This is a genomic window from Pseudomonas fluorescens (assembly GCF_041354075.1).
Classification (GTDB): Bacteria; Pseudomonadota; Gammaproteobacteria; order Pseudomonadales; family Pseudomonadaceae; genus Aquipseudomonas; species Aquipseudomonas fluorescens_CE.
Genome location: NZ_JARZGC010000002.1, coordinates 320837 through 339738, shown reverse-complemented (window position 1 = coordinate 339738; position 18902 = coordinate 320837). Strand labels below are relative to the sequence as shown.

At 62.9% G+C, this 18902-nt stretch carries 18 protein-coding genes; 7 read left to right on the top strand and 11 right to left on the bottom strand.

Annotated elements, in window-relative coordinates; genetic code table 11:
• The first annotated feature begins 2 nt into the window (after nt 1-2).
• The 3 genes from QIW53_RS03835 (at nt 3) to QIW53_RS03825 (ending at nt 3455) form a co-directional block, all read left to right on the top strand.
• The gene (locus tag QIW53_RS03835; protein WP_371048356.1) at nt 3-1472 is read left to right on the top strand and encodes an efflux transporter outer membrane subunit; all 1470 of its coding nucleotides are present in this window, start codon (nt 3-5) and stop codon (nt 1470-1472) included.
• Nucleotides 1473-1503: 31 nt separating this feature from the next.
• Nucleotides 1504-2454: an aldo/keto reductase gene (locus QIW53_RS03830; RefSeq protein WP_371048355.1), complete on the top strand. Its 951-nt coding sequence runs from the start codon at nt 1504-1506 to the stop codon at nt 2452-2454.
• A 62-nt stretch (nt 2455-2516) separates the two neighbouring features.
• Nucleotides 2517-3455: a LysR family transcriptional regulator gene (locus QIW53_RS03825; RefSeq protein WP_192303674.1), complete on the top strand. Its 939-nt coding sequence runs from the start codon at nt 2517-2519 to the stop codon at nt 3453-3455.
• 50 nt (nt 3456-3505) lie between these two features.
• Here QIW53_RS03825 and QIW53_RS03820 read toward each other — a convergent pair whose 3' ends face one another.
• Nucleotides 3506-3778 carry a DUF2790 domain-containing protein gene (locus QIW53_RS03820; protein WP_192303672.1) on the bottom strand — a complete coding sequence of 91 codons (273 nt, stop codon included), beginning with the start codon at nt 3776-3778 and terminating at the stop codon, nt 3506-3508.
• An 844-nt stretch (nt 3779-4622) separates the two neighbouring features.
• Here QIW53_RS03820 and QIW53_RS03815 point away from each other — a divergent pair.
• Nucleotides 4623-5723 carry a polyamine ABC transporter substrate-binding protein gene (locus tag QIW53_RS03815; protein WP_371048354.1) on the top strand — a complete coding sequence of 367 codons (1101 nt, stop codon included), beginning with the start codon at nt 4623-4625 and terminating at the stop codon, nt 5721-5723.
• Between the two features lie 131 nt (nt 5724-5854).
• Here QIW53_RS03815 and QIW53_RS03810 read toward each other — a convergent pair whose 3' ends face one another.
• From QIW53_RS03810 to QIW53_RS03800, 3 genes are all read right to left on the bottom strand, one after another.
• A complete protein-coding gene (locus QIW53_RS03810; protein WP_371048353.1) occupies nt 5855-7033 on the bottom strand; it encodes a cystathionine gamma-synthase in 1179 nt (392 codons plus the stop codon).
• Complete coding sequence (locus QIW53_RS03805; protein ID WP_371048352.1) at nt 7030-8406, bottom strand: pyridoxal-phosphate dependent enzyme; 1377 nt, start codon at nt 8404-8406, stop codon at nt 7030-7032. Before QIW53_RS03805 ends, QIW53_RS03810 begins: the two co-directional genes overlap by 4 nt.
• A gap of 184 nt (nt 8407-8590) precedes the next feature.
• Nucleotides 8591-9997 (bottom strand): MFS transporter, encoded by a 1407-nt coding sequence (locus tag QIW53_RS03800; protein WP_371048351.1) that lies wholly within the window; start codon nt 9995-9997, stop codon nt 8591-8593.
• A gap of 124 nt (nt 9998-10121) precedes the next feature.
• Here QIW53_RS03800 and QIW53_RS03795 point away from each other — a divergent pair, with 124 nt between their 5' ends.
• The gene (locus QIW53_RS03795; RefSeq protein ID WP_371048350.1) at nt 10122-11036 is read left to right on the top strand and encodes a LysR family transcriptional regulator; all 915 of its coding nucleotides are present in this window, start codon (nt 10122-10124) and stop codon (nt 11034-11036) included.
• Here QIW53_RS03795 and QIW53_RS03790 read toward each other — a convergent pair.
• Nucleotides 11016-11276, bottom strand: a complete 261-nt coding sequence (locus QIW53_RS03790) for a hypothetical protein (protein WP_371048349.1) — start codon at nt 11274-11276, stop codon at nt 11016-11018. The two genes, QIW53_RS03795 and QIW53_RS03790, sit on opposite strands and share 21 nt — an antisense overlap.
• A 356-nt stretch (nt 11277-11632) precedes the next feature.
• On the opposite strand from QIW53_RS03790, the gene QIW53_RS03785 reads away from it, so the two are divergent.
• The gene (locus tag QIW53_RS03785; RefSeq protein ID WP_371048348.1) at nt 11633-12697 is read left to right on the top strand and encodes a hypothetical protein; all 1065 of its coding nucleotides are present in this window, start codon (nt 11633-11635) and stop codon (nt 12695-12697) included.
• 11 nt (nt 12698-12708) lie between these two features.
• Here QIW53_RS03785 and QIW53_RS03780 read toward each other — a convergent pair whose 3' ends face one another.
• Nucleotides 12709-12903 (bottom strand): hypothetical protein, encoded by a 195-nt coding sequence (locus QIW53_RS03780; protein ID WP_192303655.1) that lies wholly within the window; start codon nt 12901-12903, stop codon nt 12709-12711.
• Nucleotides 12904-12963: 60 nt separating this feature from the next.
• Between QIW53_RS03780 and thpR the strand changes: the two genes are divergently transcribed.
• Nucleotides 12964-13503, top strand: a complete 540-nt coding sequence (gene thpR, locus QIW53_RS03775) for an RNA 2',3'-cyclic phosphodiesterase (RefSeq protein ID WP_371048347.1) — start codon at nt 12964-12966, stop codon at nt 13501-13503.
• 163 nt (nt 13504-13666) lie between these two features.
• Here the strand turns inward: thpR and QIW53_RS03770 are convergent, their stop codons facing one another.
• The 5 genes from QIW53_RS03770 to QIW53_RS03750 form a co-directional block, all read right to left on the bottom strand.
• The gene (locus QIW53_RS03770; protein WP_371048346.1) at nt 13667-14764 is read right to left on the bottom strand and encodes a polyamine ABC transporter substrate-binding protein; all 1098 of its coding nucleotides are present in this window, start codon (nt 14762-14764) and stop codon (nt 13667-13669) included.
• Between the two features lie 47 nt (nt 14765-14811).
• Nucleotides 14812-15696 carry an ABC transporter permease subunit gene (locus QIW53_RS03765; protein ID WP_371048345.1) on the bottom strand — a complete coding sequence of 295 codons (885 nt, stop codon included), beginning with the start codon at nt 15694-15696 and terminating at the stop codon, nt 14812-14814.
• On the bottom strand, nt 15693-16574 hold the full coding sequence (locus tag QIW53_RS03760) for an ABC transporter permease subunit (RefSeq protein WP_371048438.1): 882 nt from the start codon (nt 16572-16574) through the stop codon (nt 15693-15695). The genes QIW53_RS03765 and QIW53_RS03760 overlap by 4 nt, the downstream gene beginning before the upstream one ends.
• 29 nt (nt 16575-16603) lie before the next feature.
• A complete protein-coding gene (gene potA, locus QIW53_RS03755) occupies nt 16604-17746 on the bottom strand; it encodes a polyamine ABC transporter ATP-binding protein (protein WP_371048344.1) in 1143 nt (380 codons plus the stop codon).
• A gap of 310 nt (nt 17747-18056) precedes the next feature.
• The gene (locus QIW53_RS03750; protein ID WP_371048343.1) at nt 18057-18818 is read right to left on the bottom strand and encodes a gamma-glutamyl-gamma-aminobutyrate hydrolase family protein; all 762 of its coding nucleotides are present in this window, start codon (nt 18816-18818) and stop codon (nt 18057-18059) included.
• Nucleotides 18819-18902: the final 84 nt, after the last annotated feature.

The following is an 18902-nucleotide window of genomic DNA, read 5'->3' as shown; positions in this document are numbered from 1 at the left end:
CCATGACATCCCCTGCACGCTTCAACCGGTTCAACAACAGCTTCGGCGCCCTGGCGGCGCTGGCGTTCCTCAGTGCCTGCACCGTCGGCCCCGATTATCAGGGGCCGCCGCCGAGCCCGTCGCAGCATTACGACCGACAGGCCGAACTGCGCCTCGGCGGCGCTGGCCAGCAGCGCATCGCCCTTGGCCGCACGATCAAGGGCGATTGGTGGGCGGCGTTCCAGTCGCCAACACTGGATCGTGTGGTTCGTCGCGCCATTGATGGCAACCTCGAACTGGTCGCGGCCGACGCCACCCTGCGCCAGGCCGCTTCCTCGGTGGCGGCGGCGCAAGGCGCGCTGTATCCGCAGGTTGACCTGGGCGCCCAGGCCGGCCGCCAACGGGTGCATAACGCGAAAGAACCGTCGATTTCGAACGTCTATGCCATCGGCCCACGGGTCGGTTTCGACCTTGACGTTTTTGCTGGCAACCAGCGCCGGGTCGAGCAGCAGCAAGCCTTCAGCGATCTGCACAAACATCGCTATGACGCGGCGTACCTGGCCTTGACCGGCAACGTCGCCAGCCAGGCGCTGCTGGTGGCTTCGGCCAACGCGCAGATGCGAGCCGTGCACACGCTGCTGGCCAATGACATGCGCAACCTCGAACTGGTGCGCATGGCCCACGCCAATGGCAGCACCACACAGATCGACGTCTCGCTGGCCGAAACCCGGCTGGCCCAGGACCGCACGCTGTTGCCTGCCCTGGCGCAGCAGCGCGATGCGGCACGCCACGCGTTGTCGATCCTGGCGGGGAAGGGGCCGGGTGACTGGATCGCGCCGGACTTCGACCTCGACGAGTTTGTCTTGCCGGCCAGCGTCCCGGTCAGCCTGCCCTCTGAAATGGCCCACGACCGCCCGGACGTCCTGCAAGCCGAGGCCCAGTTGCACATGGCCAGTGCAGCCATCGGCGTCGCGACCGCCAATCTGTATCCGCGCGTCACGCTTTCCGCCTCATTGGCCCAGGCCGCCTCTGGCAATGGCGGGGCCGCACTTTGGGGCTTCGCCGCCGGATTGGCCGGTCCGTTGTTCGATGGAGGCACCCTGGAGGCTGAACGTCAGGCAGCGGTCGATGGCTACAAAGCGGCACTCGCCGGGTACCGGCAGACCGTGATCAGTTCGTTCGGCCAGGTCGCCGACACGTTGCAAGCGATCAACCACGACGCCGAGGAATATCAGGCGCAGGAACAGGCGTTGCGGGCGGCGCAAACCAGTGTGCAGTTGAACCGGCAAGCCTATGCCCAGGGCGAGACCAGCATTCTCCAGGTGCTGGAAGCGGAACGCGCCTATCAGCAGGCGCTGCTCGGGCAACTCCGCGCGAAGACCGCGCAGTACCTCGACACGGTCCAGCTGTACGTGGCGCTCGGAGGCAATGCCGTCGGTGCTTCCGAACAGCGGTTGGCCGCTCGCGAACACTCAGGATCTTTCTATCAGTAACGGCTTCGGCCGCCAGCAGTGGAGTAACGACATGTCATATGAAGCGTTTCACGATGGACTTCGCGATACCCGGTATCCCCTGGTCAATGGGGCGGGCGAGATGCCGGCCGTTGGCTTTGGCACTTTGTTCCGCGATCTGAGCGTCACCACCCAGGCCGTCACCGACGCGCTGGAGGCAGGATTCCGGCATTTCGATTGCGCCGAGCGTTATCGCAATGAAGAAGCGGTCGGCGTTGCGTTCAGGCAAGCGCTGGACAGCGGGGCGGTGCGCCGCGAAGACCTGTTCGTCACCAGCAAATTGTGGAACACCAACCATCGTCCCGAACGGGTTCTGCCGGCGTTCGAAGCCAGTTGTCGCCGCCTGCAGCTCGACTACATCGACTGCTACCTGATCCACACGCCTTTTGCCTTTCAACCCGGTGACAACCAGGACCCACGGGATGAACACGGTAACGTCATTTACGACGCCGGCGTGACCCTGATCGAAACCTGGCGGGCATTGGAGCGCCTGGTGGATGAAGGACGATGCAAAGCCATTGGGCTGTCGGATATCACCTTGCCGGCTTTGCAGGCGATTGTCGCGCAGGCGCGGATCAAGCCTGCGGTGGTGCAGGTCGAAGCTCATCCTTACCTGCCGGAATGGGAGCTGCTCGAGTTCTGCAAGGCACAGGGCATCATCGTGCTGGCGTTCGCTCCGCTGGGCCATGGCATGCAGCCCAACGTCCTGGAAGACGCGGTGATCACCGGGATCGCCCGACGCGTGCAGAAAACCCCGGCGCAGGTTGCGCTGGCCTGGGCGGTGCAGCGCGGCTCGGCGTTTCTGACCACCTCGGCGACACCGGCTCACATCCGCGAGAACTTCGATCTGTCCACCTTGCCGCAGCGGGCGATGCTGGAAATCCGGGAGGAGATCACGACGCGGATCCGCTTCAATTCGGTGGTGGAAACCGGTGTGCCGGGGTTCATTCCACGCAAGAAATAACCGACGACGAGGAGGGCGGCCTTGTGTAAGGTCGCCCTTTTGATTCCCTTGCGAGGCTCGCGATGGACCTGTTCCAGACCATGCGTTTTTTCGTTGCCGTCGCGCAAAGCGGCAGCTTCACGGCGGCGGCCCACACCCTCGACACCACCACGACCAACGTGTCCAAGGCAATCACCGGCCTGGAAGCCAGGTTGCAGACGCGCCTGATCAACCGCACCACCCGACGCCAGGCGTTGACCGAAGCCGGGGTGCGTTACCTGCAACGCTGCGAGAGCATTCTTGACCAAGTGCGGGAGGCCGATGAGGAAGCGGGCACCGCTCTCACCACGCCGGTGGGCCGGCTGAAGATTCATGCCATGTCGGCCATCGGCAATCATTACGTGATCGACGCCATTGCCAGATACCGTGAGATGCACCCGTCGGTGATGTTTGACCTGGCCCTGACCAACCGGTTGCCCGATTTGCTGGAGGAGGGCTACGACATGTCGATCGTGCTGGCGCGGGACCTGCCCGATTCGGGGTTCGTGGCGCAACGGCTGGGCATCACCTACAGCATTCTCTGCGCATCACCCCACTACCTGCACAAGCGCGGCTACCCCGACTCGCCGCAAGCGCTGGCCGAACATGACTGCCTGCGGATCGTGAACACGGTCATGCCGGTGGAAAGCTGGGTCTTCGAGGGGCCTGACGGTATGGAAACGGTGGACCTTCCGCTGTCGCCATTTCACGTCAATACCGCCGACGCGATGACGGTCGCCATCAACAAGGGGATGGGAATCGGGATTCAGCCGATTGCTTCGGCGGTTGCGGGTTTGAAGGCGGGCACCCTGGTGCGAGTGTTGCCGGACTACCACTTCGAGGAGTTCAACTTGTATGCGATTTACCCGTCACGAAAGTTCGTCGACGCGAAGACAAGAACCTGGGTGGAGTTTCTGAAAGATTACATGCCGGTGTTGCTGGCCGCCGATGAGCAGGTTGCCGGTTCCGCCGGGAAACCCTGAAGCGTGAGCGGCAGGCATGGAGTGTCGACCCTCCAGCGTCCGCACGGTGATCAACCGGCTGAACAGCCTGTGCCCATGACCTGGTACTGCAGGATGTGGCGCTTGCCCTGCGAGTCTTCATAGGTCATTTGTGCCGGTACGGGGGCGCACTCGTTGGCGATCTCCGACACGGTGATGACCTTCTGGATATCGAGCTGCATGCCGTACTGGTAGCGCTCGACCGGAATCTGGCTGGCTGCTGCGGGGGCCGGCGTGTCGTCGGAGAACGCCTGGGCGGCGACGCCGGTCAGGGCAACCAACAGCGCGATTTTCAATGCTTTCATGGGATTCACCTCATCTTGATTGGGGTTGTCGCCCGGCGTTGGGTTGACTGCCGGGTTGAGGTGAATGCTAGGGATTTGTGGCGGGCTCAAATAGCAGGCGCAAAGACAAACACTGTTGCCGAATTGCGCAAGAATCCGTGGTGGTCGTGGCCGGCGGTTATTTTCTTTGCTTTGTGCAGGGCTTCGCAGCGGACGAAATCGATCTAAAAACAGCCGTCCGAGTCGCCGGCAGCGGGCTATTCTTGTACAGGTAGGTGAAGACGCAGACTGATGCGCAAGCGGATGGCAAGGACACGTGGGGCGCGTGCCGAAGGGTACACGGTTAGAAAGATCTCCGCGCTGAGATCCAGCCCTTATGCCGTGTGAAGCACAAGAGCACAAAACTCTTGTGTGAGAGGCCTGATAAACCTTGTAAGCCGGAGACCAGCACCGGCCACCTACTCAAACACCAAAGCCCGCCTAGTGCGGGCTTTGACGTTTCTGAACCCCCAACTGTTGTAGGAGCGAGCATGCTCGCGATGGACGTCAACGATAACGTTGGCAGCCTGACACCCCGCGTATTCGTTCACGACCATCGTCGGAACGCCGCCCGGAGCATGCTCGCTCCTACAGTTGGCGCACCCGTGCCGCATCCTCCGGGACATTCATATTGGCCATTTCGATCCCCTTTTGGCCGACCTCGCACTATGAACCGACCACCCTGTCAGCAAAAATCGAGTCAGGACGGCTGTCGCAGCACGTCCGCCAAACCACAACTAGAATCCTGTTTTCCTTGCCTCAGGCAATTTCAAGGCCTGCCGTGTACAGAACATAAAAACCACGCGACACACTTGGGGAATTCTTCATGGTCATGATGAAACGCATACTGGGCGCCACCGTTTGTGGGCTGACGCTGCTGGCCAGCGCCGTGCAGGCCAAAGATCAGGAACTGCGGGTGTACAACTGGGCGGATTACATCCTGCCGTCCGTGCCCAAGGATTTCGCCCAGAAAACCGGGATCAAAGTGACCTGGGACACCTTCGATACCAACGAGGCGCTGGAAGCCAAACTGTTGACCGGCAACTCGGGCTACGACCTGGTGGTGCCGTCCAACCAGTTCATTGAAACCCAGATCAAGGCCGGCGTGTTCCAGAAACTGGACAAGTCCAAGCTGCCCAACTGGTCGCACCAGGACCCGGCGCTGCTCAAGCTGCTGGACAAGAACGACCCCGGCAACCAGTACGGCGTGCCCTACATGTACGGCACGGTGCTGATCGGCTTCAACCCGGCCAAGGTCAAGGCGGCGCTGGGCGACAATGCGCCGGTGGACAGCTGGGACCTGGTGTTCAAGCCCGAATACATGGAAAAGCTGAAATCCTGCGGCGTGGCCATGCTTGATTCACCGTCGGAAATCCTGCCGATCGCCTTGCACTACCTGGGCCTGGACCCCAACAGCCAGAACCCGGACGACTACGAGAAAGCCAAGGCGCTGATGATGAAGGTGCGTCCGTACGTCACCTACTTCAACTCCGCCAAGTACATGACCGACATTGCCAACGGGGACATCTGCGTCGCCATCGGTTATTCGGGCAGCTTCTACCAGTTCGGCAACCGGGCCAAGGAAGCGGGTAACGGTGTGGTCGTCGACTGGCGTCTGCCGAAGGAGGGCGCACCCATCTGGTTCGACACCTTCGCCATCCCGAAAAGCTCGAAAAATGTCGAGGAAGCCCACGCGTTTCTCAACACCTTGCTGGACCCGAAAGTCATCGCCCCGATCAGTGATTTCCTCGGCTACCCCAACGCCAACAAGGACTCGCTGCCGCTGATCAACAAGGAAATCACCGGCAACCCGAACCTGACGCCTACGCCAGAAGCATTGAAAACCCTGTACGTGGTGCAACCGCTGCCGCAGAAACTGGAGCGGGTGCGTACGCGGGCGTGGACCAGTATCAAGTCCGATAAATAGGAAATCGCGTCTACTGTAGGAGCGAGCATGCGCGCGATGGTCGTTAACGATGACGATGGGTGTCAGGTTGCCAGCGTTATCGTTCACCACCATCGCGAGCATGCTCGCTCCTACAGTTTAAGGCCTCAGCCTCAGATCCTTGCCAACGCCTGCGCCAGGTCCGCGCGCAGGTCTTCCACATCCTCGACCCCCACCGACATCCGCACCAACCCGTCACCAATGCCCAACTGGGCCCGGGTCGCGGCCGGGATGGTGGCGTGGGTCATGATGGCCGGGTGTTCGATCAGGCTTTCCACACCGCCCAGACTTTCGGCCAGGGCGAAGATCTGCACGTTCTCGAGGAAGCGCCGGGCGCCCGCCAGGTCGGTGTTGAGGTCGATGGAAATCATCCCGCCAAACCCGCGCATCTGCCGCTTGGCCAGCTCATGCTGAGGGTGTGAAGGCAGGCCCGGATAATAGACGCGTGCAACCTGCGGCTGACGCTCCAGCCACTGCGCCAGTTCCAGGGCGTTGCTGCAATGACGTTCCATGCGCAGCGCCAGGGTCTTCACCCCGCGCAGGGTCAGGAACGCGTCGAAAGGCCCGGAGATCGCGCCAATCGAGTTCTGCAGGAAGCCCAGGCGTTCGGCCAGTTCCGGGTTTTGCCCGACCACCGCAATGCCGCCGATCACGTCCGAGTGGCCATTGAGGTATTTGGTGGTGGAGTGCAGCACGACGTCGAACCCCAGTTCCAGCGGACGCTGGATCCACGGGCTGGCAAAGGTGTTGTCGGCGACGCAGATAATGCCGCGGGCGCGGCAGATACGCGCAACGGCCGCGAGGTCGGTCAGGCTCAACAAGGGGTTGCTCGGCGTCTCGACCCACACCATCCGGGTGTCGTCTTCCAGCGCCGCTTCGAAGGCCGACAGGTCGGTCAGGTCGACGAAGCTGAAACGGTGCCCGGCGCTGCGTTTGCGCACCTTGTCGAACAGCCGGAAGGTGCCGCCGTACAGGTCGTTGCCGGAGACAATGTGCGAGCCGGCGTCCAGCAGTTCCAGCACCGTGGATATCGCCGCCAGCCCGGAGGCGAAGGCAAAGGCCTGGGTGCCGCCCTCGAGGTCGGCGACGCAGCGCTCCAGGGCAAAGCGCGTCGGGTTGTGCGAGCGCCCGTAGTCGAAGCCCTTGTGCACGCCGGGGCTTTGTTGCAGGTAGGTGGAGTTGGCATAAATCGGTGGCATCAACGCCCCGGTGGTGGGGTCCGGCGCTTGCCCGGCGTGGATCACCCGAGTGGCGAAGGCACGTGGTGCGGCGTTTTCATCGTGTTGACTCATGCAAGGGATCTCCGTAGATGATTGAGCAGGTCGACGCGGGTGATCAGCCCGTGAAAGCCCGAGGCGTCGGCAATGATTGCCACCAGGCCGCGATCGAGTTCCACCTGCAACTCGGCGAGGCTGGCGCTGGCAGGCAGGGTTTCCACTTTGTCGGTCATTGCGCTGGCCACGGTCAAGCGAAAGTGTGAAGGATCTGCCTGCATGCCCAGCAGGATGTCGGATTCGTCGATCACGCCGACCAGTTGCCGGCCATTGCTCAACACCGGCAATTGCGACACATCCGCCAGGCGCATGCGCTGGAAGGCGGTGAGCAGGGTATCGTCGGGGCTGACGCTGATCACCCGGCCGTCCTCGAAACGCCGGGCAATCACGTCGCGCAGGTCGCCATAGGGTTTGCGCGCCAGCAGGCCCTGATCGTTCATCCATTGGTCGTTGTAGACCTTCGACAGGTAACGAGTGCCGGTGTCGCAGACGAAGCTGACCACGCGCTTGGGCTCGGTCTGTTCGCGGCAATAACGCAACGCGGCGGCCAGCAGGGTGCCGGTGGAGGAGCCGCCGAGAATGCCTTCGGCGCGCAGCAACTGGCGGGCGTGATCGAAACTTTCCTCGTCGCTGATCGAGTAGGCGTGGCGCACGCTGGACAGGTCGGCAATCGACGGAATGAAATCTTCGCCAATGCCTTCCACCGCCCAGGAACCGGGGGTGGTCATGGTGCCGCTGCGGCTGTATTCGGCCATCACCGAACCGACCGGATCGGCTAGCACCATGGCCAGGTCGGGCTGGACCCGCTTGAAGAAACGGGTCAGCCCTGTCAGCGTGCCGGCCGAGCCGACGCCGACGACAATGGCGTCCACGTCATGCTGGGTTTGCGCCCAGATCTCGGGTGCGGTGCTGCACTCGTGGGCCAGCGGGTTGGCGGGGTTGTTGAACTGGTCGGCGAAGAATGCGTCGGGTATTTCCAGCGCCAGGCGTGCGGCGACGTCCTGGTAATAATCGGGGTGGCCCTTGCCGACGTCGGATCGGGTGATGTGCACCTCGGCGCCCATGGCCTTCAGGTGCAGGACTTTCTCGGTGGACATCTTGTCCGGCACCACCAGCACCACCCGATAGCCCTTGGCCCGACCGACCAGGGCCAGGCCCAGTCCGGTGTTGCCGGCGGTGGCTTCGACGATGGTGCCGCCGGGTTTCAGCGAGCCGTCACGCTCGGCGGCATCGATCATCGCCAGGCCGATCCGGTCCTTGATCGAGCCACCGGGGTTTTGCGATTCAAGCTTGAGAAACAGCGTGCAGGGGCCGGTGTCGAAGCGGCTGACACGCACCAGCGGCGTGTTGCCGATTAGCTCGAGGACGGCAGGGCGGGAGTCATTCGGCATGGGGTCACCTCATGTTGGACCAGCGCAGATGTCTTGCTTGGACCATAGGCCGCGATGCAGCCCCTCGCAACCCGGCGCGGCCAACGGTCACCCCGTCCACCGATTTCCCCATCCCCTGTCGGAGCGAGCATGCTCGCGATGGAGGTGAACGATAACGCTGGCAACCTGACACCCCGCGTCATCGTTAACGACCATCGCGAGCATGCTCGCTCCTACAGGAAACTGCGATGGCCAGGAGAATCAATCCTAACGCCACCCCAAACGTCACCCGCATCCCCTGCGCCACCCCCTCCGGCTCAACCGACGGCGAGGCAAAGGCGAACACCGCGCCCATCAGCGAGGCGCCGGTGATCAGCCCGAGGTTGCGCGACAGGTTGAGCATGCCCGAGATGACACCGCGCTGCTCGGACGCGACATCGCTCATGACCGTGGTGTTGTTGGCGGTCTGGAACACGCCATAGCCAAGCGTCAGCACCACCACCGAGACGACGTAGCCTGCAACACCGACCGTGTGTGGCAGCAGCGCCAGGGCCAGGCAGCCGAGTGCCATGCCGAGCAGCCCGACGACGGTCATCCGTTGCGCGCCAAAACGGTCGGCGACGCGGCCGGCGGGCACGCCGGTGAGCGCCGCGACGCCGGGGCCGACCGCCAGCACCAGGCCGGCGGCCATCGGGTTCAGCCCGAGTCCGTGGGTGAGGTAGAAGGGCCCGACCACCAGCATGGTCATGATCACCGTCGCCACCAGCGTGCTCATGGCCAGGCTGCTGCTCAGCACGCGGTTACGGAACAGCGTCAGGCGAATCAGCGGCGAAGCGACGCGCCGCTCGGTGAACACGAACAGCCCCAGGCCGATGCCGGCCGCCAGCAGCAAGCCCAGGTTGAGCGCCGTGAAATGCCCGCGCCCGAGGGTCATCGCCAACGAGTAGGCCGCCAGCGTCAGCGCCAGCAGCAGGGTGCCCAGGGCGTCAAAGCCACTGCGGCCATTGACCGGCTGTGGGCGATCAGCCGGCAGAAAGCGATGCGCCAGATACAGCGCCAGCAGGCCCAGCGGCACGCTGGCCAGGAACAGCGCCTGCCAGCCGAACCCGGTGATCAGCAGGCCGCCCAGCGAAGGCCCGGTGGCGGTGCCGATCGCCGACATGGTACCCAGCAGGCCCATGGCGCTGCCGGTCTTTTCCTTGGGCACCGCCGCGCCGACGAAGGCCATGGTCAGCGCCATCATCGCCGCCGCGCCCAGCCCTTGCAGCGCCCGGGCGCCCACCAGCCACCCCAGTGTCGGGGCCAGGCTGCACAGGAACGAAGCGAGGGCAAACAGGCCGATGCCGGCCAGCAGCAGACGCCGCCGACCGATCAGGTCGCCGAGCCGGCCGGCGCTGACGATCAGCGTGGTGATGGCCAGCAGGTAGGCCAGCACCACCCATTGCACCTGTTGAAAGCTTGCGTCGAACACCTGTGCCAGCGTCGGCAGACCAATGTTGGCGATGCTGGTGCCCAGGGACGACAGCAAGATCGACAGCGAAAGGCTGACCAGCGCCCAACGCACCGAAGGTGCGGCTGACGCGTCGTCCACGGTGGCAATCGTCGGTTTCATGGGTTCCTCCTGAGCGGCCGTGTGCGGCTATCAGAAATCTACGCCGACGACTAACATGGCGGAAGACGCACCCGTTGCACTTTACTGATGCATACAACGCCATCTCACTGTCATGGGGCGAATCATGTCCACTCCCGATTTCAATCTGTTGGTGACCCTGGACGTGCTGCTCACCGAGGGCAGCGTGGCCCGCGCGGCCAAGCGCTTGCGCCTGAGCCCCTCGGCCATGAGCCGGGCGTTGGCACGGCTGCGTGAAACCACCGGTGATCCGTTGCTGGTACGGGCGGGAAGGGGGCTGGTGGCGACGCCCCGGGCGCTGGAGTTGCGCGAGCGGATTGGCCCGCTGGTGCAGGAGGCCGAAGCCATGCTGCGCCCGGTGCAGCCGCCGGACCTGAGCCAATTGATGCGCACGTTCACGCTGCGCACGCGTGAGGGGTTCGTCGACAGCTTCGGCGCGGCGTTGATTGCCCGGGTCGCCAGACAGGCTCCGGGCGTACGCCTGCGCTTTATCGGCAAGCCGGACAAGGACAGCACCGCGTTGCGTGAGGGCAGCGTCGATCTGGAAACCGGTGTGGTAGGGGATTCAGCCAGCCCCGAGCTGCGCACCCAGGGTTTGTTTCGCGATCATTTCATCGGTGTGGTGCGCAAGGGCCATCCGCTGAGCCGGGGCGAGATCAGCGCCGAGCGTTTTGCCGCCTGCGGGCATGTCGCCGTCTCCCGGCGGGGGCTGGACAAGGGGCCGGTGGACGAAGCGTTGGCGCGGCTGGACCTGCAGCGGCAGATCGTGACCTCCGTGGCGGGCTTCTCCACGGCGCTGGCGCTCGCTCGCGTTACCGATCTGGTGGCGACGATTCCCGCGCACTACACCGAGAGCCTGCGCACGGGGATGCACAGCTTTGTCCTGCCATTCTCCTTGCCGGCGTTCACGGTCGCGATGCTCTGGCATCCGCGCATGGACGCCGACCCGGTGCACCGCTGGTTGAGAGGGTGCATGCGTGAGGTCTGCGGGCAGTCGCCGTCAGAACGTGAAGGAACGTGAGCCCTGGCGAGCCGCCTCGACATCCAGCAGGTGCTCGGCGAGCACGTCGGTCAGGAAGCGAAACTGATCGTTGAGGCCGATCACCTCATTGCTGAAGTGATGGGCGGCGGCGGGCATCAGCAAGTCGTCGAATTTCTCGTTGAACACCAGGGCATGGGTTTTACGCGACACCACCTGCTGCGAATAGTAGTTCTTGCCGAATACGGGGAAGCTCACGCGAAGGTTGACGATCTGGATCATGAAGAGCACTCCTCGGTCAGGACATACCACGAAAAAACGCTCAGCGTGAGCGCTGTCAGGGCCATGCAGGTCAGCAGATGAATCAACATGTTGTGGCCCCTCCGGTCTGGGGTTTCGTGGTGGATTGAGAGTGATCCTACGCGGCTGGTCATCAAGCGGAAGGCATTCGTGGCGATGATGGATATCGATGCCAATGATGGTCCGGACCGGATTGTTGGAAGGGACGAGCCCCTGTAGGAGCGAGCATGCTCGCGATGGCGGTTTGCCAGACCCGCCCAGCACCCCGGGGGCTATACTTCAACCCAGGAATGCTTCTGAACGCTCCGTTCGGGGGAAGCCTGTAGGACACCGCAGCCTTGATCCTGCGTTCGCTGGTCGTCGCCGTGCTGATGCTTCTGGCGGGATGCGCCACGACTTCGCGTGCGCCGCCGCCAGCGCCGCCGGTGATCATCACCCAGGGCACCTGGCAGCAGGTGGACCGTGACATCGTGGCAGCGTCGCGGTCCGCCACCGAGCAAGCGAAAATCTATTCCCGTGGCGCCATGGACTATTGGCGGACCCGGGTCTATCAACTCACCGAGGAAAACTTCATACCCTGGTTCAGCAGCTACTGGACCCAGGAATGGCTGTCGATGAAAGTCAGCTGGTACACCATCAGTGCCAAGGGCGAGCAGGATGCTTCGGCCAAGCGCCTGGCGGCCTACCTGCTGGAGGAATATCAGGAACGTGTGCTGAACCCGGTCGCGGTGGAAATCGATCCCGACCAGATCCTCGGCCTCGCCACCGCGTTTTACGTGGACATCCTTCAGGAAGAACTGCAGAAAATCTCGCAGCGTTACGGCGTGCCCATGGCCCAGCTCAACGGTCGCCTGCAGAAAATCCCGGCCATCGCCCTGGGCCCACCGGCGGCCCGCGACGCTTCGCTGTACCAGGTCGTGCACACCCAGCCGCTGAACACCTTGCCGGCCTACGCGGCGCTGATCGACAAGATCCACAAGGCTGGCGGCGACAAAGGTGTCGATTCGACCGACACCGCCATGGCGCCGGTGGCCAAGCGCGCCAGCCAGCGTATGGAAGCGGAAATGGCCCCGCGCGGTGCCGCCAGTGCGGTGGCCGCCGCTGCCGGCAAACTCGCCGGCGGCCTGATTACCGTGGGCGTGGCCGGGATTCGTGCGCTGATCCAGGCGAGCGACCGCCCGGACAGCGAAGCGCTGATCCGCAGCAGTCTGGGCAATACCTTCGACAAGGCCTGGATAAAACTGGTGCAGAACCCGACCACCGGAGTGATGGCGGGGACGCTGTACCTGGCAGGACAGATCGAGGGCAACCTGGCAGGGAGCGCAGACGTACCGCCGGTCAGTTCGGGAAACCCCACCGTGGACTGGAGCCCGCCCGAATCGTCCTTCGAGCCTCAACCCTGAGCACGCGCAGATTACTCCGCCGTCGGAGTGATCCTGCAACTCTTGCGATGACGGATCTCGCTGTCCGTGGGGCGTTCCCTGACGAATTCGAAACGCGGTTCACCTTCGCTATAGTGAACCAGCCAGCCCCATTCCAGCTCGGACTCGTTTTGACCCGGCTGCGGTGGCCTGGCCCACCATGGCTCTTTGCTGATGATTTCTCGCATGGCCCTGTCCCGTTCATTCGGTGTTTTCAACTATAACGTGCATGTCAGGAGGTGCCAGGCGTGAGCGACGAAACCCGCGAGCCGGTCAAACGGTTGTTCTTCGCATTGGGCTGTGCGCCCGAGCAACGCAAGGCCATCGCCCGCTGGCGCGGTGAGCTGCGGTTGCGCAGTGGGCGGCCGGTGCCGGCGGAAAACTTCCACCTCACCCTGTTGTTCCTGGGCGCGGTGGACGTGGCGCAGATCGCCCAGATCTGTCGCGCGGCGGCGCAGGTTCGCACGCCAGGCGTGGCATTGAGCGTGGCGCTGGATCGGCTGGAGGTCTGGCGTCGTGCCGGGGCGCTGGTGCTGGCCTCTGAACAGCCGCCGCCGGCGTTGTTGCGGCTGGTGTATGCGCTGGAGCAGGCGATGTTGCCGTTCGGACTGGAAGAGGTGCCGAAGGAGTTTCGGCCGCACCTGACCCTGATGCGCGACTTTCGCGAACCGGTGCCCGAATCGGCGACGCCACCGGAGTGGGTGCTGCGGGCTGATCGATTTACCCTGTTCGAATCCCACAAGGGCCGCTATCGGGCGCTCGCTGAATGGCCGCTGGTCCCCGCCTGAAAAAAAAGGCGCCCGGGGAGGGCGCCCAAGCTCACCCTGACCGAGGAAGCCAGGTGAGGCCGTTCTGCTTAAGAAGATGCAGCGGTGGTAAGGCGCTGCGTGAACGGAAAACGGTGATTGATGGTGGATTTCAGGGCTTCCATGGCGATTTCAGCATCGACGATTACTTCCCAAGCTTGACCCGCGTCCACCCCCGGGTCATCACCCGCTGGACGGCGATGGGCATGTCCGGAATCGCATACAAGGTCGCCAGCACCGCCTGCGGTGGGTACGAGCCCGGATCGTCGCGGATCGCCTCGTCCACCAGGGGCGTGGCGGCTGCGTTGGCATTGCTGTAGCCAATGCTGTTGGTGATTTCGGCGATGATGTCCGGGCGCATCAGGAAGTTCATGAACAGGTAGGCATTCTCGACGTTCGCCGCATCCCGGGGGATCGCGACCATGTCGTAGAAGCTGCCGGCGCCTTCCTGCGGAATGCTGTAATCGATCTGCACGTTGTTGCCCGCTTCCTGCGCACGGGCCTTGGCTTGCAGCACATCGCCGGAATAACCCACTGCCACGCAGATGTTGCCGTTGGCCAGGTCAGAGATGTATTTCGAGGAATGGAAGTACGCCACCGACGGCCGGATTTTCATGAATAGGTCTTGCGCCTCGGCAATTTGCGCCTTGTCCCTGGAGTTCACCGGGTAGCCCAGGTAGTGCAGGGCGGCGGGCAGCATCTCGGTCGGCGAATCGAGGAAACTGATGCCGCAGGCTTTGAGTTTCTCGGCGTTCTCGGGCTTGAACAGCAAATCCCAGGAGTCGGTCGGCGCGTTGGCCCCCAGCACTTCCTTGACCTTGGCGGGGTTGAAGCCGATGCCGATCGAGCCCCACATGTACGGGAACGCGTGCGCGTTGTCCGGGTCGCTGGCCGAGGCGTTTTTCAGCAACACCGGGTTGAGGTTTTTCCAGTTCGAAAGCTTCGACTTGTCCAGTTCCTGGTAAACGCCGGCCTTGATCTGCTTGGCCAGGAAACTGTTGGACGGCACGACGATGTCATAGCCGGATTTGCCCGCGAGCAGGCGTGCCTCAAGGGTTTCGTTGCTGTCGAACACATCGTAGGTGACGCGGATACCGGTCTCGTCTTCGAACTTCTTCACCGTGTCCGGGGCGATGTAGTCCGACCAGTTGTACACCCGCAACACCTTGTCATTGGCCTGGGCGACCGTGGTCAAAGCGCCCAGTAAGGACAGTGCCAGCAGAGTCCTGCCAAACATTTTCATCGGTACAACTCCATTCTTCTTATCGTTGACGCAAAACAGCGACGGCCCTAAGCCGTCGCTTCGACTCTTGATGGCTGGGCCGGTTGCCAGGCTTCGCTGGCGGTCTGGTCCATGGCTTCCTGGATCGCCCGTTTGCGGCTGGCTTCGGCGCGGCGGCTGAAGTACCAGACCAGGAAGGTCACCAGCGAAACGGCGAGCAGAATCAGGCTGGCCACGGCATTGATTTCAGGCTTCACCCCCAGGCGCACCGCCGAGAACACCTCCATCGGCAGGGTCGTCGAACCCGGGCCGGAGACGAAGCTGGCCAGCACCAGATCGTCCAGCGACAGGGCAAACGACATCATGCCCCCGGCCGCCAGGGACGGCGCGATCATCGGGATGGTGATCAGGAAAAACACCTTGAACGGCTTGGCCCCCAGGTCCATGGCCGCCTCTTCGATGGACAGGTCCAGCTCGCGCAGGCGTGCCGACACCACCACCGCCACATAGGCCGCACAGAACGTGGTGTGGGCGATCCAGATGGTGACGATGCCGCGTTCCATCGGCCAGCCGATCAACTGCGCCATGGCCACGAACAGCAGCAACAGCGACAGACCGGTGATCACTTCAGGCATCACCAGCGGCGCGGTGACCAGGCCACCGAACAGCGTGCGGCCCTTGAAGCGCGTGACGCGAGTCAGCACGAATGCCGCCAGGGTGCCCAGCGCGACCGCGGCAATCGCCGTGTAGCAGGCGATCTCCAGCGAGCGCACCACCGAGCCCATCAGTTGCGTATTGTCGAGCAGGCCGACGTACCACTTCACCGACCAGCCGCCCCATACCGTCACCAGTTTCGAGGCGTTGAACGAGTAGATCACCAGGATCAGCATCGGCAGGTAGATGAATGACAGGCCGAACACCAGCATGAACGTTGAAAATCCGAAGCGTTTCATCCCCGACCCTCCATCTCTTTGGCCTGGCTACGGTTGAACAGCAGAATCGGCACGATCAGGATCAACAGCATCACCACCGCCAGGGCAGACGCCACCGGCCAGTCGCGGTTGTTGAAGAATTCCTGCCACAGCACGCGGCCGATCATCAGGGTTTCGGGGCCGCCCAGCAGTTCCGGAATCACGAACTCACCGACCACCGGAATGAACACCAGCATGCAGCCGGCGATGATGCCGTTGCGGGCCAGCGGCACGGTGATCTTCCAGAAGTTGTTGAAGTTGCTCGAACCCAGGTCGGACGCGGCTTCCAGCAGGCTCTGGTCGTGCTTGACCAGGTTGGCGTACAGCGGCAGCACCATGAACGGCAGGTAGGCGTAGACCACCCCGATGTAGACGGCGGTGTTGGTGTTGAGGATCTCGATCGGGTGATCGGTCAGGCCGGTCCACATCAGGAACGCGTTGAGCAATCCGTTGTTGCTGAGGATGCCCATCCAGGCGTAGACGCGGATCAGGATCGCGGTCCAGGTCGGCATCATGATCAACAACAGCAGGACGTTTTGCGTTTCCTTGCCGGTCTTGGTGATCGCATAGGCCATCGGAAAGCCGATCAGCAGGCACATCAGCGTGCTGAAAAACGCCACCTTCAACGAACCGAAGTACGCCGAGATGTACAGCTCGTCTTCGGTCAGCAACAGGTAGTTGCCGAGGTTCATGAGCAGCTGGAATTTCTGCTCGGCGTAGGTGTAGATCTCCGAGTAGGGCGGAATGGCCAGCGCCGCTTCGGAAAAACTGATCTTCATCACCAGGAAGAATGGCAACAGGAAAAACAGGCACAGCCACAGGAACGGAATGCCGATGACGAGCTTGCGGCCGCTGGGGATCAAGCGCATGAACTGCTGATTGAGTGTGCTCATGAGCGCAGCACCACGCCGCTGTCGTCTTCCCACCAGACGTAGACCTGATCGTCCCAGGTCGGGCGCGCGCCACGGCGTTCGGCGTTGGCCATGAACGACTGGACGATCTTGCCCCCGGGCAGCTCGACATAAAACACCGAGTGCCCGCCCAGGTAGGCGATGTCATGCACCTTGCCCCGGGACCAGTTGTAGCTGAACTCGGGTTGTGTGGTGCTGACCAGCAGTTTTTCCGGACGGATCGCGTAGGTGATCGACTTGTCCTGCACCGAGGTGCTGACGCCGTGGCCGACGTAGATCTTCTGTTCGAGGTCCGGGCTGTGGATGATCGCATGACCTTCCAGGTCTTCTACCACGGTGCCGTCGAAGGCGTTCACGTTGCCGATGAACTCACAGACCATTCGGCTGACCGGTGCTTCGTAGATGTCGACCGGGCTGCCGATCTGGGCGATCCAGCCCAGGTGCATGATGGCGATGCGTTCGGCCATGGTCATGGCTTCTTCCTGGTCGTGGGTCACCATCACGCAGGTCACGCCGACGCGTTCGATGATCTCCACCAGTTCCAGTTGCATCTGCGAGCGCAGTTTCTTGTCGAGTGCGCCCATGGGTTCGTCGAGCAGCAACAGCTTGGGCCGCTTGGCCAGGGAGCGGGCGAGGGCGACACGCTGACGCTGGCCGCCGGACAACTGGTGGGGCCTGCGCTTGGCGTACTGGGTCATGTGCACCAGGCGCAGCATCTCTTGTACGCGGGCGTCGATTTCACTGGCGGGCAAACGGTCCTGCTTGAGGCCGAAGGCGATGTTCTGCGCCACGGTCATGTGCGGGAACAGGGCGTAGGACTGGAACATCATGTTGATCGGCCGCTCGTAGGGCGGCATGTCAGTGATGTCCACGCCGTCGAGCAGGATCCGCCCTTCGGTCGGGCGCTCGAAGCCGGCGAGCATGCGCAGCAGGGTCGACTTGCCGGAGCCGGAACCGCCCAGCAGGGCGAAGATTTCCCCTTGATGGATCTCAAGCGAGACATCGTCCACGGCGGTGGTTTCGTCGAATTTCTTGGTGACTCGGTCGACTTTCACCAAGACCTTCTTCGGTGATTGATGACCTTCAAGAGCCTTCCTGTAAGTGCTGGAGGCGTTTGCCATGTGAAACTCCCAACAGGTCGTCGGGCCAACGCGGCCTGACTTAATAGTGGATTGCCCGGACCTGAAGTCCACGCCATCCCTGCAGGAGCGAGCATGCTCGCGATGGTCGCCAACGATAACGCTGGCTGCCTGAATGCCCGCGGTGTCTGGGCATCCATCGCGAGCATGCTCGCTCCTACAGGGGGTTGCGCTTTCAGTTCGGGTTGCCTGGGTCGTACTTGTTGTTATTGCAGCGTGTTGTTTTCGCGACTGGCGCACGCGCAAGGGCACGCCCGCCTGGTGCGGGGGCAGTCATTGTTTTTTGTTTAAATCAGCGGGTTTTACGCAGCGCGGCCCGTCGCCGGCATGCATCGCCGAACGCCTGGAAAAGACTCAGGTAAGGCGGGTTCGACAGCACCTGCCATTCCGGGTGCCATTGCACGCCCACGGCGAAGGTCGGGCTGTGCTCCACCGAGATCGCCTCGATCAAACCATCCGGCGCGATCGCTTCGACGCGCAGGCCGGGCGCGAGGCGATCGACCCCCTGGCTGTGAATCGAATTGACCCTGAACTCGGCCGGCAATTGCAGCGCTTCGAACACGCCGCCCGGTTGCACCGTCACCGCATGCGCGGGGGCGTATTGCACGGCGAGCTCGGGGCTGTCCGCTTCGCGGTGATCGAGCATGCCGGGCAGTTCGTGCACCTTCTGATGCAGGCTGCCGCCGAACGCGACGTTCATTTCCTGGAAGCCCCGGCATATACCGAGCACCGGAACGCCTGCAGCAATCGCGGCACGCAACAAAGGAAGGGTGGTGGCGTCCCGCGCCGGATCGTGATCCGTGCCGGGCGCGCTGGCCGGGCCTTGATAGTGGAAGGGTTCCACATTCGAGGGCGAGCCGGTCAGCAACAGGCCATCGAGGTGGGCGAGCAGCTCAGGGATTTCAGTCAGTTCGCCCAGAGAAGGGATGACCACGGGCAGCCCTTGCGCAGCCACGCTGACAGCACGCAGATACTTGTCGCCGCTGATGTGGTAGGGGTGCAGGCCAATCTGTTTGACGCACGCAGTAACGCCGATCAATGGCTTGAATGCCATTTTTATCACCTCGAAGTTTGACACTTGAACGAGCTTTTCCGGAGCTTAGCCTTGTTGATTTTAATTGACAACTGTCATGTAAAA

Coding starts and splice junctions, on each gene's coding strand:
- QIW53_RS03810 (WP_371048353.1), bottom strand. CDS start 7,033: ATGAGTCAACACGATGAAAACGCCGCACCACGTGCCTTCGCCACTCGG.
- QIW53_RS03815 (WP_371048354.1), top strand. CDS start 4,623: ATGGTCATGATGAAACGCATACTGGGCGCCACCGTTTGTGGGCTGACG.
- potA (WP_371048344.1), bottom strand. CDS start 17,746: ATGGCAAACGCCTCCAGCACTTACAGGAAGGCTCTTGAAGGTCATCAA.
- QIW53_RS03765 (WP_371048345.1), bottom strand. CDS start 15,696: ATGAAACGCTTCGGATTTTCAACGTTCATGCTGGTGTTCGGCCTGTCA.
- QIW53_RS03770 (WP_371048346.1), bottom strand. CDS start 14,764: ATGAAAATGTTTGGCAGGACTCTGCTGGCACTGTCCTTACTGGGCGCT.
- QIW53_RS03825 (WP_192303674.1), top strand. CDS start 2,517: ATGGACCTGTTCCAGACCATGCGTTTTTTCGTTGCCGTCGCGCAAAGC.
- QIW53_RS03780 (WP_192303655.1), bottom strand. CDS start 12,903: ATGCGAGAAATCATCAGCAAAGAGCCATGGTGGGCCAGGCCACCGCAG.
- QIW53_RS03805 (WP_371048352.1), bottom strand. CDS start 8,406: ATGCCGAATGACTCCCGCCCTGCCGTCCTCGAGCTAATCGGCAACACG.
- QIW53_RS03750 (WP_371048343.1), bottom strand. CDS start 18,818: ATGGCATTCAAGCCATTGATCGGCGTTACTGCGTGCGTCAAACAGATT.
- QIW53_RS03800 (WP_371048351.1), bottom strand. CDS start 9,997: ATGAAACCGACGATTGCCACCGTGGACGACGCGTCAGCCGCACCTTCG.
- QIW53_RS03835 (WP_371048356.1), top strand. CDS start 3: ATGACATCCCCTGCACGCTTCAACCGGTTCAACAACAGCTTCGGCGCC.
- QIW53_RS03830 (WP_371048355.1), top strand. CDS start 1,504: ATGTCATATGAAGCGTTTCACGATGGACTTCGCGATACCCGGTATCCC.
- QIW53_RS03795 (WP_371048350.1), top strand. CDS start 10,122: ATGTCCACTCCCGATTTCAATCTGTTGGTGACCCTGGACGTGCTGCTC.
- QIW53_RS03820 (WP_192303672.1), bottom strand. CDS start 3,778: ATGAAAGCATTGAAAATCGCGCTGTTGGTTGCCCTGACCGGCGTCGCC.
- QIW53_RS03790 (WP_371048349.1), bottom strand. CDS start 11,276: ATGATCCAGATCGTCAACCTTCGCGTGAGCTTCCCCGTATTCGGCAAG.